Below are 13,702 nucleotides of genomic sequence, written 5' to 3' on the forward strand. Positions count from 1 at the left end.
TCTTAGTGTGCGTTGAAGAATTTATGACCGCCTTTTCATCAGGGCAACAACCGGGAGTGAGAAAAATGAGTGTATCGTTATTATGAAAGCTTATTTAAAAACCACATCCATATCGGGTGTGGTTTTTTTTACACCTGTTTTCATAAAGAAAATAAACATCCTTGAAATAGGCGTATTGAAACAGGTGTCACTAACAGACTTTCAGAAAATCCTTAGACGAATTACAATGCTGGAAGGCGAATGGATTTATATGGGATTTTACTTCTTATGGAAGACACTCTATCTTAACCCTACTTTAATTTATTCGTGAGTTGAAATGGTGGTGCGATATATCACCTTAACCATTCATAGATCTGTTTTTTCAGCTTGATTTCGGGACAATTATGAGCAAAAGCACCGCTGAGATCCGTCAGGCGTTTCTTGACTTTTTTCATACTAAAGGGCATCAGATAGTACCAAGCAGCTCGTTGGTGCCAACCAATGATCCAACATTGTTGTTCACCAACGCAGGGATGAACCAGTTCAAAGATGTCTTTCTAGGATTGGATAATAGACCTTATTCTAGAGCAACAACGGCTCAGCGCTGTGTTCGTGCTGGCGGTAAACATAACGATTTAGAAAATGTAGGTTATACAGCCCGTCACCACACTTTCTTCGAAATGTTGGGTAACTTCAGTTTTGGCGATTATTTTAAACAAGATGCAATTCAATACGCATGGGAGTTACTGACCGGCGAAAAGTGGTTTAACCTGCCAAAAGAAAAACTGTGGGTTACTGTCTATGAGACAGACGATGAAGCTTATGACATCTGGCATAAAGAAGTCGGTGTTCCGGCAGAAAGAATCATTCGTATAGGTGATAACAAAGGTGCTCCATATGCGTCAGATAATTTCTGGCAAATGGGGGATACTGGCCCATGTGGTCCTTGTACGGAGATTTTTTACGACCACGGTGAACATATTTGGGGAGGCCCTCCAGGCAGCCCAGAGGAAGACGGTGACAGATATATTGAAATTTGGAACATCGTTTTCATGCAATTTAACCGCCATGCCGATGGCACTATGGAACCGTTGCCAAAACCTTCAGTTGATACCGGTATGGGGCTGGAACGTATCACAGCCGTCTTGCAACACGTTAATTCCAACTACGAGATAGACCTATTCCAAAACTTAATTGCTTCGGTTGCAAAAGTGACAGGAGCAACAGATCTTACCAATAAATCTCTGCGTGTTGTTGCAGACCATATCCGTGCGTGTGCGTTCTTGATTTGCGATGGGGTTATTCCATCCAACGAAAACCGCGGCTATGTACTTCGTCGTATCATTCGCCGTGCTGTCCGTCATGGCAACATGTTGGGGGCAAAAGAAGCCTTCTTCTACAAGCTAGTTGCACCACTGATTAAATTCATGGGGGCGGCTGGTGAAGAGCTGAAACAGCAGCAGGCTTTGGTTGAGCAGGTATTAAAAACTGAAGAAGAACAGTTTGCTCGTACTTTGGAACGTGGCTTGCAGTTGCTGGATGAAGAGCTGGCTAAATTATCTGGTGATACGCTCGACGGTGAAACTGCTTTCCGTTTGTATGATACCTATGGTTTCCCTGTTGACTTGACTGCGGATGTTTGCCGCGAACGTAATATCAAAGTTGATGAAGCTGGTTTCGGTGCAGCAATGGAAAACCAGCGTCGTCGCGCCCGTGAATCCAGTGGTTTTGGTACAGATTACAATGAGCTGATCAAAGTTGATGGACGCAGTGATTTTTGTGGTTATGAACATAACTCACAGCAAGCTACTGTTATCGCTATCTTCCGCAATGGCCAAGCTGTTGAGCAAATTCACGCTGGTGAAGAAGCGATTATTATACTTGATAAAACCGCTTTCTATGCTGAATCTGGTGGACAGGTTGGTGATACGGGTAAATTGTTGAATGACAATGGTGTATTCGAAGTCGTTGATACACAAAAATATGCTCAGGCAATTGGTCACATCGGTAAGTTGACAAGCGGTAGTTTGAGCATTAATTATGCAGTTGAGGCTGAAATTGATGTGGCACGCAGAGATGCGATCCGTTTGAATCATTCAGCGACCCACTTATTACATGCGGCATTACGTCAAATTTTGGGAGAACATGTTGCCCAGAAAGGCTCTTTAGTAAATGATAAATATCTGCGCTTTGACTTCTCTCACTTTGAGGCCATGAAGCCAGAACAGATCCGTCAAGTCGAAAACTTGGTGAATGAAGAGATTCGCAAAAATTCACCAATTGTTACAGAACTAATGGAGCTGGAAGAAGCAAAAGCGAAAGGTGCTATGGCACTGTTTGGCGAGAAATATGACGAAAAAGTACGTGTACTTAGCATGGGAGGTTTTTCTACCGAATTATGTGGTGGTACTCATGCTAGCCGCACAGGTGATATAGGGTTGTTACGTATATCGAGTGAATCAGGTACAGCAGCCGGAATTCGTCGTATTGAAGCCATCACGGGGCAAACTGCGCTAAACTCTGTCTATCAACAGGCTGATTTACTGCAAGACATCGCTCATTTGGTGAAAGGTGATATCAGTAGCCTGAATGAGAAAGTGAAAACAACACTGGACAAAACGAAACAGTTGGAAAAAGAGTTGCAACAGTTGAAATCTCAGCAAGCAGCTCAGGAAAGCTCCTCTTTGGCTAATCAAGCCAAGGAAATCCAAGACACTCGTCTACTGGTAACTCAATTAGGTGATATAGAGCCGAAAATGCTCAGAACGATGGTTGATGATCTAAAAAATCAGTTAGGATCAGCAATTATTGTGCTTTCTACAGTGACTGGTGATAAAGTCAGTCTAATTGTTGGTATAACGAAGGATTTGACTGCTAGAATAAAAGCAGGCGATTTAATCTCTTTTGTTGCCCAACAGGTTGGAGGTAAAGGAGGAGGGCGTCCTGATCTGGCTCAGGCTGGCGGGACTGATGTAACAGCTCTTCCTTCTGCATTAGCTAGTGTAGAAGAGTGGGTAACATTGCGGTTATAGTTGGTATTGCCGTGACAGCAGCGGCACCGTGAAAGTGTTTTTTTATGGTGCCGGATGTTTTTTTGTTGTGAAATTGTTGAAATGTTGGGCACATACTTATATTTTAGCTATCCTATAGATATCTATAGATATAGGAAATGTGTTCAAAACTGCTTATACTTTAAGTAGATATCATTGCTTTACGTTTTCACGGTGTTTGATGGATAATAGCGGGGAAACCTAGAGACCCGACTCTTTTAAATTTTCAAGGAGCAAAGAATGCTTATTCTGACTCGTCGAGTTGGTGAAACGCTCATGATAGGCGATGAGGTAACAGTCACAGTACTGGGAGTTAAAGGCAACCAAGTTCGCATTGGTGTAAATGCGCCCAAGGAAGTTTCTGTTCACCGTGAAGAAATTTATCAACGGATTCAGGCGGAGAAATCCCAGCCTACAACTTTTTAATTCAAGAATGGCGTCCATGCTTTTTTAAGACTTGGGCGCTACTCTACTCCTTTCTGTCTTCTTTTTCTGTTTCTTTCTACTTTCCTGTTTTGTAACCCTGCTATGTTTATCTCTTTTTGATACTCTGATCCTATTCTCTCATGTCTTTTTATTTTCTATCAGTTGAAAAAGCCTCGTTCATGAGTCCATAGAGATGAATAATCATTTTCATAAATTTTAACGGTTTTTAGATTATTTCACTGTTGATAAAACAACCCCTTAGATGTTAAATCAAGCATTTTGCATGTTAAGTATCCAAACGGAAAAAAGTTACGAAAAATTGTTTGACTTATCAGGTAGGGAAAGTAATATGTGCGCCATCGCAGCGACGAAGAGCTTGAAGGAAAGCTTCTGAGTAAATACCGGAAGTAAAGATCCTAAAAGCTAAGAAGTGAAAACTTCTCAGTCGCAGGTTTTAAAAATGGTGAGGTGGCCGAGAGGCTGAAGGCGCTCCCCTGCTAAGGGAGTATGTGGTTAAGAGCTGCATCGAGGGTTCGAATCCCTCCCTCACCGCCATTTAATGCGCATCCATAGCTCAGCTGGATAGAGTACTCGGCTACGAACCGAGCGGTCGGAGGTTCGAATCCTCCTGGATGCACCATTTAAACACCGCGATTTTTAGGTATCTCAATTCTAGTCAGGCAATCACTATCGCTTGAGCGGAAATAGAAAACCGACAATGCATCCATAGCTCAGCTGGATAGAGTACTCGGCTACGAACCGAGCGGTCGGAGGTTCGAATCCTCCTGGATGCACCATTTTATATATCCCGAATTTTGGGTATTCAAATTCTATAAAGTCAGGCAATCAACAACGTCTGAGTTGAAATAGAAAACTGACAATGCATCCATAGCTCAGCTGGATAGAGTACTCGGCTACGAACCGAGCGGTCGGAGGTTCGAATCCTCCTGGATGCACCATTTTATATATCCCGAATTTTGGGTATTCAAATTCTATAAAGTCAGGCAATCAACAACGTCTGAGTTGAAATAGAAAACTGACAATGCATCCATAGCTCAGCTGGATAGAGTACTCGGCTACGAACCGAGCGGTCGGAGGTTCGAATCCTCCTGGATGCACCATTTTATATATCCCGAATTTTGGGTATTCAAATTCTATAAAGTCAGGCAATCAAAAGCGTCTGAGTTGAAATAGAAAACCGACAATGCATCCATAGCTCAGCTGGATAGAGTACTCGGCTACGAACCGAGCGGTCGGAGGTTCGAATCCTCCTGGATGCACCAGATTAAAACCCCTTCCTTATCAAGGAAGGGGTTTTTCTTTTTTATCTTTTGTTCAAAAATAACATTTATTTCATTAATTATGTTTATAATTTGTGCGGTGATATGTTGCCCCCTTTATGTAATCAGCGACAACTTGACTTGTTTCATATAAAGTAAACTTTTAGTAATAATCTCTTCAACTCCACGGGAGGACAAATTGATCCCGGACGTATCAAAAGCATTGTCATGGTTAGAGGCAAATCCTACCGTATTAAACGGTATTTGTCGTGGCATTGAACGTGAAACATTGCGTGTTACTCCAGACGGTCATTTAGCTAAGACGGAGCATCCAAAATCACTTGGTGCTTCTTTAACGCATAAATGGATTACAACTGATTTTGCTGAATCTCTATTGGAATTTATTACCCCTGTTGATAGCAATATAGATAGAACCACTGCTTTCCTTAAAGATTTGCATATCCATACCGCCCTGAATCTGAGCAATGAAAAAATGTGGCCTTTAAGTATGCCATGTTTTATCGACGAAGAAGAAAATATCACTTTGGCTCAATATGGTACATCTAACTTAGGCCGTTTTAAGACCTTGTACCGTGAAGGATTAAAGAGCCGTTATGGCGCACTAATGCAAGTAATTTCTGGTGTGCATTATAACTTTTCTCTGCCAATGAGTTTTTGGCAGGCATGGTTAGGTATTAAAGACGCCGAGACAGGGAAAGAGCAGATCTCAGATGGCTACCTTCGTTTAATCCGCAATTATTACCGCTTTGGCTGGGTTATTCCTTATTTATTTGGCGCATCACCGGCAATTTGTTCTTCATTCTTACGTGGACGAAATACAATATTACCTTTTGAGGAAACAGAAAGAGGGACTTGTTATCTGCCTTATGCGACTTCGTTGAGGATGAGTGATCTTGGGTATACCAACAAATCGCAAAGTGATCTGAATATTACTTTTAATCATCTTCATATCTATGTAGAGGGGCTTAAGAAAGCAATTCATAAGCCATCCGAAGAATTTGCGGCAATCGGTATCAAAAAAGGGAATAAGTACTTACAGCTCAACACTAATGTTCTTCAAATTGAAAATGAGTTGTACGCACCAATACGTCCAAAACGAGTCACGAAAGAGGAAGAATCACCTTCAGATGCTTTGTTGAGAGGTGGTATAGAGTATATTGAAGTGCGTTCTTTAGATATTAATCCTTTTTCCCCTATTGGAGTTGATGAGACACAAATTCGTTTTCTTGACTTATTCTTGATATGGTGTGCTCTGGCTGATGCTCCTGAAATGGGAAATGAGGAGCTTGCATGTTGCCGTGGAAACTGGAATAAAGTTATCTTAGAAGGACGTAAACCTGGATTGTCGATTGGCCTTGGTTGTGGGATTGAACAACAGCCACTTAAGACTGTAGGGCGAAAATTATTCAGGGACTTAGAGAGAGTTGCTGAAGTTCTGGATGCCTGTTCAGGGACTCAATATCAATCAGTCTGTAAAGAATTGGTTAATATGTTTGAAGATCCATCACTAACGTTTTCGGCGCGTGTCCTGGATAAGATGAAATCTCAGGGGATAGTTGGTTTTGGGTTGGAACTAGCAGATCAGTATCATAATGAATTGATTGAAGAACATTATTCAATTTTGAAGGATGAAAATTTTTCGGTTGAGCGTGAATCTTCTGTATCACGTCAACATGACCTTGAACAGCAAGATATCATGAGTTTTGACGAGTATTTACAACTTCATGCAAGGCGTTAAAAAAGAAAACGGCCACCACTGGTGGCCAAATGAAATATCTTAGAGAATAGGGATGATAACAATTTTGCGCGTCTTCATATCTTATGACCAGCCGCGAATGAAAAGGTTTCATCTATCTGAAAAATTTTTCGTAAAAAATCTGATACCTCAGGAGGTAGTATTATGCCTTTGTTGGATAGTTTTACAGTTGACCATACTCGCATGGCCGCACCTGCTGTCAGAGTTGCCAAGATAATGAAAACGCCTCACGGCGATACTATCACAGTATTTGATTTACGTTTTTGTGTTCCTAATAAAGCAGTAATGCCAGAACGAGGTATTCACACACTTGAGCATTTGTTTGCGGGGTTTATGCGCAATCATTTGAACGGTGATGGTGTTGAAATTATTGATATCTCTCCAATGGGATGTCGTACTGGTTTTTATATGAGCTTGGTCGGTGTTCCAGAAGAGTCAAGAGTCGCTGAGGCTTGGAGAGCTGCAATGGAAGACGTGTTAAAAGTTCAAGATCAGAGCCAGATCCCAGAATTGAACATTTATCAGTGCGGTACATATGAAATGCACTCATTGAAAGAAGCTCAAGATATTGCTCAACGTATTCTTGATTCTGGTGTTCGTGTTAATTATAACGATGAATTGGCGTTGCCTGAAGAAAAACTTGTGGAGATTCAGGTTTAAATCCACAATATTTTATTGAAGGGCTAGCTTATTCTGCTAGCCCTGTATTTAGTTGCCTAGACCGATGAGATTGGACATTTTTAACCTGAATATATGATGACGGTTAGATTATTCACCAGATCTTATGTTCTGCTCTGTTCTTTTTTCATCGGTGTGACACGAACCTGCTTGATAACATTATCGTGTACCGCAAGAACCTCGAAATTGTATTCACTAATCCTCACTTGAACATTTAATTTGGGAATTTCACCTAGTTCTTCCAGAATCATTCCATTCATTGTCCTTGGGCCATTTTCGGGAAGTGTCCAACCGAAAACCTTATTTAATTCACGGATATTGGCTGTACCATCAACCAGAACGGTTCCGTCACTTTGTGGAAGAACTTCTTCTGCCAGAGTTGGCGACATGGAGGTGGTAAAATCGCCGACAATTTCTTCCAAAATATCCTCGACAGTCACTAGCCCTTGAATATCACCATATTCATCAACGATCAAACCCGCTTTTTGTTTATTACGCTGGAAATTAATCAGCTGGATATTTAATGGTGTGCTAACTGGGATGAAATAGATTTTATCTGCGGCTTTGAGTAAATTTCTTTTTGTGAATTCTTTTTTCTCCATCATCAGTCTATAAGCTTCACGCACTCGGAGCATACCGATAGCATCATCAAGTGAGTCCCGATATAACACAATGCGTCCATGTGGAGAGTGTGTCAGTTGCCTGATAATGGACTTCCAATCATTATTAATATCAATACCGACAATTTCATTACGTGGGATCATAATGTCACCAACGGTGACTTTCTCAAGATCTAATATTGAGAGCAGCATATCCTGATTGCGGCGTGATAGATTGGCATTTGATTCATTCACAATTGTGCGTAGCTCGTCTTTACTGACGGCATCACTACGAATATTAGCAGTTTTGATCCCCAAACAGCGCATAAATAGCAAACTTATCCTATTAAATGCCCAAACAAGGGGCAGCATGATTTTTTCTAGTGGACGTAACAGGAAACTACTTGGGAATGCAATTTTTTCAGGGTAAAGCGCTGCGATGGTCTTTGGCATCACTTCAGAAAAAATGAGAATAATGAACGTCAGTATACCTGTTGCAATCGCAACACCAGCATCGCCATAGAGCCGCATACCAACGATAGTAGCAAGAGAGGACGCCAAAATATTGACAAGATTATTTCCGATAAGTATCAAGCTAATGAGTCTGTCTGGATAACGCAGCAGTGATTCAACCCTGCGTGCGGGATTGCTTCCCTGTTTAGCCAAATGGCGTAAGCGATATCGATTGATTGTCATCATGCTAGTTTCTGAGGCTGAGAAATAAGCCGAAACAATAACCATGACAACAAGAATTATAATTAGTGTACTTGTTGAGACGTTCTCCAAAACAGAATTCCTTCCTAATAATGATACAAATTGGCGATAGTAAATTAACTTATTAATAAACCATCATTTCCTGCAATAACCTGCTACCGAAGAAAGCAAGTGTTAGAATAAATGCGCCAATCAAATTGAACCAAATAATACGCTTACCACGCCATCCTTCATGATAATGTCCCCAAAGCAAAATAACGTAAATAAACCATGCAATGATAGATAAAATTGATTTATGGATATTTTCTTTACTGAAAATATCATCCATATACATGATGCCAGTACATAGCGTCAATGTGAGTAAAATTACACCAACTTGGGTAATGTGAAACATTTTCCGCTCAATTGTCATCAATGGGGGCATACCAGAGGTAAATGTGAGTTTTTTCTTTTTCAGCCGATGATCCAACCAACCAAGTTGCAATGCATAAAGTGCTGCAATGAGTAAAGTGGCATAGCCAAGTAATGCCAGCCCAATATGAATAAATAATTCGACACTATTTTCAAGATGCGTAATAAATTCTCCCGGCATCATGCTAGCCAGTATCAAATTAATCATGGCGAAGCTGTAAACAATTGGCAGTAAAAACCATGCACGTCCACGGAAAGCGACGACTGTCATGATGATGCACATAAGCAAGCTGACAATTGAGCCTAAATTCAATAACGTAAGATTTTGCCCGCTGCTGACATGAAAAACTTGGTATTTTAATGCAATCGAGTGAGCGACTAACGCTACAATTGCAAAAGAAAGTGCCAGTTTTTGATAACTGTTCTGTTGACGTAATAAACCTGGCACGATGAGCGTCAGACTAATGAGATAGGCAAGTAAAGCAATAATTGAAAATATCAGCATAACGTTTATCGTTTTCGCAATGAAATCCATTGGGTATGGATTGAACCTGAAATTTAAGTATACCGCTAGCAGGGGTAGCCTCCAACCGTTGTTAATCATACTTGGGAATCTCTTTGCAGAGATCACATAATCATCGTGCTATAATTTGCGAAATTTGCCTTACAGGTAGACCCACTTGTAGATATCTGAGCTGAGACAATGTTTGATAATTTAACTGACAGACTATCGCGCACATTGCGCAATATCAGCGGTCGCGGGCGGCTGACTGAAGATAATATTAAAGATACGCTGCGCGAAGTTCGTATGGCTTTGCTCGAAGCGGATGTTGCATTGCCTGTCGTGCGTGATTTTATTGCACGAGTCAAAGAGAGCGCAGTGGGGCATGAGGTTAACAAAAGTCTGACTCCAGGTCAGGAATTCGTCAAAATCGTTCAGAATGAATTGATTAAGGCGATGGGAGAGGTTAACAGTGAACTGAATCTTTCCACACAGCCTCCCGCAGTGGTTCTTATGGCTGGTTTGCAAGGTGCAGGTAAAACGACCAGCGTTGCTAAATTAGGTAAGTTGCTGAAAGAGAAAAACAAGAAAAAAGTCTTGGTTGTTTCTGCTGACGTATACCGACCAGCGGCGATTAAACAGCTTGAAACCTTATCTGAAACAGTTGGAGTTGACTTTTTCCCTTCCGATCCACAGGAAAAGCCTGTTGATATTGTTAATAAAGCGATCCAACATGCTAAGCTGAAATTCTATGATGTATTGTTAGTCGATACAGCAGGCCGTCTGCATGTTGATGAAGCGATGATGGATGAAATCAAAGCGGTTCATGCGGCTATTGATCCTGTTGAAACCCTGTTTGTTGTTGATGCAATGACGGGGCAAGATGCGGCAAATACAGCAAAAGCATTCAATGAAGCATTGCCATTAACAGGGATTGTTCTGACCAAAGTTGATGGTGATGCGCGTGGTGGTGCTGCGCTTTCCATCCGCCATATCACGGGTAAGCCTATCAAATTCCTCGGCGTTGGCGAAAAAACGGATGCATTAGAACCTTTCCATCCTGATCGCATTGCATCTCGCATTCTGGGCATGGGGGACATGCTTTCACTGATCGAAGAACTTGAAAGCAAAGTTGATCGTACCCAAGCAGAAAAACTGGCATCTAAGCTGAAAAAAGGTGACGGCTTTGATTTAAGTGATTTTCTTGAACAACTTAAACAGATGCGCAACATGGGCGGAATGGCTAGCATGTTGAGTAAAATGCCGGGAGTATCACAGATCCCTGATGCCGTTAAATCCCAAATGGATGACAAGGTTCTGGTTAAAATGGAAGCCATCATTAATTCCATGACCCGTAAAGAGCGTGAAAAACCAGAAATCATCAAAGGTTCCCGTAAGCGCCGCATTGCGATGGGATCGGGTACACAGGTGCAGGATGTCAACCGTTTGCTGAAACAGTTTGATGAAATGCAGCGTATGATGAAAAAGATGAAGAAAGGTGGTTTGGCAAAAATGATGCGAGGCATGAAAGGTATGCTGCCACCGGGATTTATGGGGCGATAATCAACAAAGTTGCGAAAGAAAATGTTCTTTGGATTGCTTTTTGCGCCAAAGTGAGTAAAATTTTCGGGCTTTTAAATGGACAGCCGGACTCCATTCCTCGATGGAGTCTGGTTGTTTTGCTAACTAATGAGGATGTTATGGTAACAATTCGTTTAGCTCGTGGCGGCGCAAAAAAGCGTCCGTTTTATCAAGTAGTCGTGACCGATAGCCGCAATGCGCGTGATGGTCGTTTTATTGAGCGTGTTGGTTTCTTCAACCCAATCGCTTCAGGAAAAGCAGAAGCTCTGCGTTTAGATCTGGACCGTATCGAACACTGGGTTGGTCTGGGTGCATCTGTGTCTGATCGTGTTGCTACACTGATCAAAGACGCTAAGAAAGCAGCTTAATCTGTCGCGGTGGTAACAATGAGCAGACAATCTGGCCTGAAGCACCCTGCTGAGCCAATTGTATTGGGGAAATTGGGGTCTGCATATGGCATTCGTGGTTGGCTCAGAGTTTTTTCTTCCACCGAACACACCGAAGCCATTTTTGAATATCAACCGTGGTTTATTCAACGCTCAGGCCAGTGGCAACACATTGAGCTGGAAGCGTGGAAATACCATAACCAAGATATTATCGTCAAAATCAAAGATATTGACGATAGGGATGCGGCGAATTTATTCACTAACTGTGAAGTTGTGGTGGATTGTAGCCAGTTACCAGAACTGGAAGAGGGTGATTATTACTGGAAAGACCTTATTGGCTGCCAGGTAATAAATACAGCCGGTTATAACCTTGGAACCATTCATGACATGATGGAAACGGGTTCTAACGATGTGATGGTAATAAAAGCAAACCTGAAAGATGCATTCGGTATCAAGGAGCGGCTGGTTCCGTTTCTTGATGGGCAGGTTATCAAGAAAGTCGATCTCGCTACCAAAACCATTGAGGTAGATTGGGATCCTGGTTTTTAATCTCCGATAAAAACGGTTTAAATGAGTGGGACACAGTATGTGGATTGGGGTTATTAGCCTGTTTCCTGAAATGTTCCGCGCAGTAACCGATTACGGGGTAACTGGTCGGGCAGTAAAAAACGGCCTGTTGAGTATTGATTGCTGGAATCCGCGGGATTTTACCTACGACCGGCATCGTACTGTTGATGATCGTCCTTATGGCGGTGGTCCAGGCATGCTGATGATGGTGCAACCATTACGGGAAGCCATTCATGCAGCTAAAGCTTCGGCAGGTGATGGTGCAAAGGTGATTTATCTTTCACCTCAGGGACGCAAACTCGATCAACAAGGAGTTTGTGAACTGGCCGTAAATGAGAAATTAATTCTGGTTTGCGGGCGTTATGAAGGTATTGATGAGCGTATCATCCAAACCGAAATTGACGAAGAGTGGTCTGTCGGTGATTACGTTCTTAGCGGGGGGGAGCTTCCTGCAATGACGATGATTGACTCAATATCACGGTTTATTCCGGGAGTATTAGGGCGTCAGGCGTCGGCAGAAGAAGACTCATTCGCTGATGGACTGTTGGATTGTCCTCATTATACTCGCCCTGAAGTGTTAGATGGTATGGAGGTTCCCCCAGTTTTGCTGTCGGGAAACCATGCTGAAATTAATCGCTGGCGAATGAAACAGTCGCTTGGCCGAACCTGGTTGAGAAGGCCCGAACTTCTAGAAAACCTAGCTCTGACTGACGAGCAAAGGATGTTGCTATCTGAATTCCAGCGGGAATATCAAGATCAGGCAACGAATTAATCCAGACATATCCCACCGAAGGGATGTCTTTGATATATCAGTTTACCTAGGGTAAGAGAGTTATTATGAGCAACATTATTAAACAACTTGAACAAGAGCAGATGAAGCAAGACGTACCTTCATTCCGTCCGGGTGACACCGTGGAAGTTAAGGTATGGGTCGTTGAAGGTTCTAAAAAGCGTCTGCAGACATTCGAGGGCGTGGTTATTGCAATTCGTAACCGCGGTCTGCACTCTGCATTCACTGTTCGTAAGATTTCTAACGGCGAAGGCGTTGAGCGTGTATTCCAGACTCACTCCCCAGTCGTAGACAGCATTTTCGTTAAACGTCGTGGTGCTGTTCGCAGAGCTAAACTGTACTACCTGCGTGAGCGTTCTGGTAAGGCAGCTCGTATTAAAGAGCGTCTGAACGCAAAATAATACGCTTTTGCTACATCCGAAAGTTATTAAAAGGCCAGCATATATGCTGGCCTTTTTACATGGTGCGCCGAGCATGGCGCGTAGCGCCTTGATTGGCGCTGTTAGTTAACTGTGGTGGTTAACCGACGACTTGGAGGTGAAAGTCCTCTACACACCCGGCAAGGGGAAGTGTTAGCTGAACGGCAAGGGTGTTCATCGTGAGGTGAAATCTGAAGGAAGCTGAAAGCAAAATGCGGGTCTGACGAACAGGAAGCCGTTTAGGCGGTACAGCGGGGTAAGGCGGCCATTATCGTCAACGCCCAATACTTGCACGGAACGCTGTGACGTAGAGCGGACAGACATATGCAGGAAGGTCACGCGAATTACCTCGGGAGAGCTATCATTCTGCCAATGTGCTACCAATATCGAGAGGTGTTGGGATGGAATGACAGAAGTCAGCCGACGCCGTAGTAGTGATAATTAACCCGAATTCTGCTTAAGCCATCATTGGAACAGCGTCTTCTGAATAGAAAACTTCCAGTGATGGTTTTTTCAATTTAAGGCAGTAAGCGATCAGTCCAC

The 13,702-nt window shown here is 42.5% G+C and carries 12 protein-coding genes and 6 tRNA genes; 15 read left to right on the forward strand and 3 right to left on the reverse strand.

Going from position 1 to position 13,702, the window contains the following annotated elements:
- The first annotated feature begins 383 nt into the window (after positions 1–383).
- From alaS to luxS, 10 genes are all read left to right on the forward strand, one after another.
- Positions 384–3,011, forward strand: a complete 2,628-nt coding sequence (gene alaS / locus Xedl_RS10435) for an alanine--tRNA ligase (protein ID WP_074023646.1) — start codon at positions 384–386, stop codon at positions 3,009–3,011.
- 258 nt (positions 3,012–3,269) lie between these two features.
- Positions 3,270–3,455, forward strand: a complete 186-nt coding sequence (csrA, locus tag Xedl_RS10440; protein ID WP_010845367.1) for a carbon storage regulator CsrA — start codon at positions 3,270–3,272, stop codon at positions 3,453–3,455.
- 462 nt (positions 3,456–3,917) lie between these two features.
- Positions 3,918–4,010, forward strand: a tRNA-Ser gene (locus Xedl_RS10445).
- An 8-nt stretch (positions 4,011–4,018) separates the two neighbouring features.
- A tRNA-Arg gene (locus tag Xedl_RS10450) sits at positions 4,019–4,095 on the forward strand.
- Positions 4,096–4,175: 80 nt separating this feature from the next.
- Positions 4,176–4,252, forward strand: a tRNA-Arg gene (locus Xedl_RS10455).
- Positions 4,253–4,337: 85 nt separating this feature from the next.
- Positions 4,338–4,414, forward strand: a tRNA-Arg gene (locus Xedl_RS10460).
- Between the two features lie 85 nt (positions 4,415–4,499).
- A tRNA-Arg gene (locus Xedl_RS10465) sits at positions 4,500–4,576 on the forward strand.
- Positions 4,577–4,661: 85 nt separating this feature from the next.
- A tRNA-Arg gene (locus Xedl_RS10470) sits at positions 4,662–4,738 on the forward strand.
- A gap of 196 nt (positions 4,739–4,934) precedes the next feature.
- The gene (gene gshA, locus Xedl_RS10475; protein WP_074023647.1) at positions 4,935–6,494 is read left to right on the forward strand and encodes a glutamate--cysteine ligase; all 1,560 of its coding nucleotides are present in this window, start codon (positions 4,935–4,937) and stop codon (positions 6,492–6,494) included.
- A 162-nt stretch (positions 6,495–6,656) separates the two neighbouring features.
- Entirely contained in the window at positions 6,657–7,172 is a 516-nt protein-coding gene (gene luxS, locus Xedl_RS10480) for an S-ribosylhomocysteine lyase (RefSeq protein ID WP_074023648.1), read from the forward strand.
- Between the two features lie 122 nt (positions 7,173–7,294).
- On the opposite strand, the gene Xedl_RS10485 is transcribed toward luxS, so the two are convergent.
- Together Xedl_RS10485 and Xedl_RS10490 are read right to left on the reverse strand one after the other, a co-directional pair.
- Positions 7,295–8,575 carry an HlyC/CorC family transporter gene (locus tag Xedl_RS10485; RefSeq protein ID WP_074023649.1) on the reverse strand — a complete coding sequence of 427 codons (1,281 nt, stop codon included), beginning with the start codon at positions 8,573–8,575 and terminating at the stop codon, positions 7,295–7,297.
- 52 nt (positions 8,576–8,627) lie between these two features.
- Positions 8,628–9,419: a cytochrome C assembly family protein gene (locus Xedl_RS10490; protein WP_074023667.1), complete on the reverse strand. Its 792-nt coding sequence runs from the start codon at positions 9,417–9,419 to the stop codon at positions 8,628–8,630.
- Positions 9,420–9,617: 198 nt separating this feature from the next.
- On the opposite strand from Xedl_RS10490, the gene ffh reads away from it, so the two are divergent.
- The 5 genes from ffh to rplS all read left to right on the forward strand — a co-directional run bounded on the left by ffh (position 9,618) and on the right by rplS (position 13,141).
- Positions 9,618–10,979, forward strand: a complete 1,362-nt coding sequence (gene ffh, locus Xedl_RS10495; protein WP_074023650.1) for a signal recognition particle protein — start codon at positions 9,618–9,620, stop codon at positions 10,977–10,979.
- 137 nt (positions 10,980–11,116) lie between these two features.
- On the forward strand, positions 11,117–11,365 hold the full coding sequence (gene rpsP / locus Xedl_RS10500; RefSeq protein WP_074020141.1) for a 30S ribosomal protein S16: 249 nt from the start codon (positions 11,117–11,119) through the stop codon (positions 11,363–11,365).
- 18 nt (positions 11,366–11,383) lie between these two features.
- On the forward strand, positions 11,384–11,932 hold the full coding sequence (gene rimM, locus Xedl_RS10505) for a ribosome maturation factor RimM (RefSeq protein WP_074023651.1): 549 nt from the start codon (positions 11,384–11,386) through the stop codon (positions 11,930–11,932).
- A gap of 37 nt (positions 11,933–11,969) precedes the next feature.
- The gene (trmD, locus tag Xedl_RS10510) at positions 11,970–12,722 is read left to right on the forward strand and encodes a tRNA (guanosine(37)-N1)-methyltransferase TrmD (protein ID WP_074023652.1); all 753 of its coding nucleotides are present in this window, start codon (positions 11,970–11,972) and stop codon (positions 12,720–12,722) included.
- Positions 12,723–12,787: 65 nt separating this feature from the next.
- Complete coding sequence (rplS, locus tag Xedl_RS10515) at positions 12,788–13,141, forward strand: 50S ribosomal protein L19 (protein ID WP_074023653.1); 354 nt, start codon at positions 12,788–12,790, stop codon at positions 13,139–13,141.
- A 192-nt stretch (positions 13,142–13,333) separates the two neighbouring features.
- Here rplS and Xedl_RS31615 read toward each other — a convergent pair whose 3' ends face one another.
- Entirely contained in the window at positions 13,334–13,498 is a 165-nt protein-coding gene (locus Xedl_RS31615) for a hypothetical protein (protein WP_208605041.1), read from the reverse strand.
- Between the last annotated feature and the right edge of the window lie 204 nt (positions 13,499–13,702).

This window comes from Xenorhabdus eapokensis (assembly GCF_001908105.1).

Excerpts from the sequence above, each read along its gene's own strand:
- trmD (WP_074023652.1), top strand. The coding sequence starts at position 11,970 with ATGTGGATTGGGGTTATTAGCCTGTTTCCTGAAATGTTCCGCGCAGTA.
- luxS (WP_074023648.1), top strand. The coding sequence starts at position 6,657 with ATGCCTTTGTTGGATAGTTTTACAGTTGACCATACTCGCATGGCCGCA.
- Xedl_RS10490 (WP_074023667.1), bottom strand. The coding sequence starts at position 9,419 with ATGCTGATATTTTCAATTATTGCTTTACTTGCCTATCTCATTAGTCTG.
- rpsP (WP_074020141.1), top strand. The coding sequence starts at position 11,117 with ATGGTAACAATTCGTTTAGCTCGTGGCGGCGCAAAAAAGCGTCCGTTT.
- alaS (WP_074023646.1), top strand. The coding sequence starts at position 384 with ATGAGCAAAAGCACCGCTGAGATCCGTCAGGCGTTTCTTGACTTTTTT.
- csrA (WP_010845367.1), top strand. The coding sequence starts at position 3,270 with ATGCTTATTCTGACTCGTCGAGTTGGTGAAACGCTCATGATAGGCGAT.
- ffh (WP_074023650.1), top strand. The coding sequence starts at position 9,618 with ATGTTTGATAATTTAACTGACAGACTATCGCGCACATTGCGCAATATC.
- rplS (WP_074023653.1), top strand. The coding sequence starts at position 12,788 with ATGAGCAACATTATTAAACAACTTGAACAAGAGCAGATGAAGCAAGAC.
- rimM (WP_074023651.1), top strand. The coding sequence starts at position 11,384 with ATGAGCAGACAATCTGGCCTGAAGCACCCTGCTGAGCCAATTGTATTG.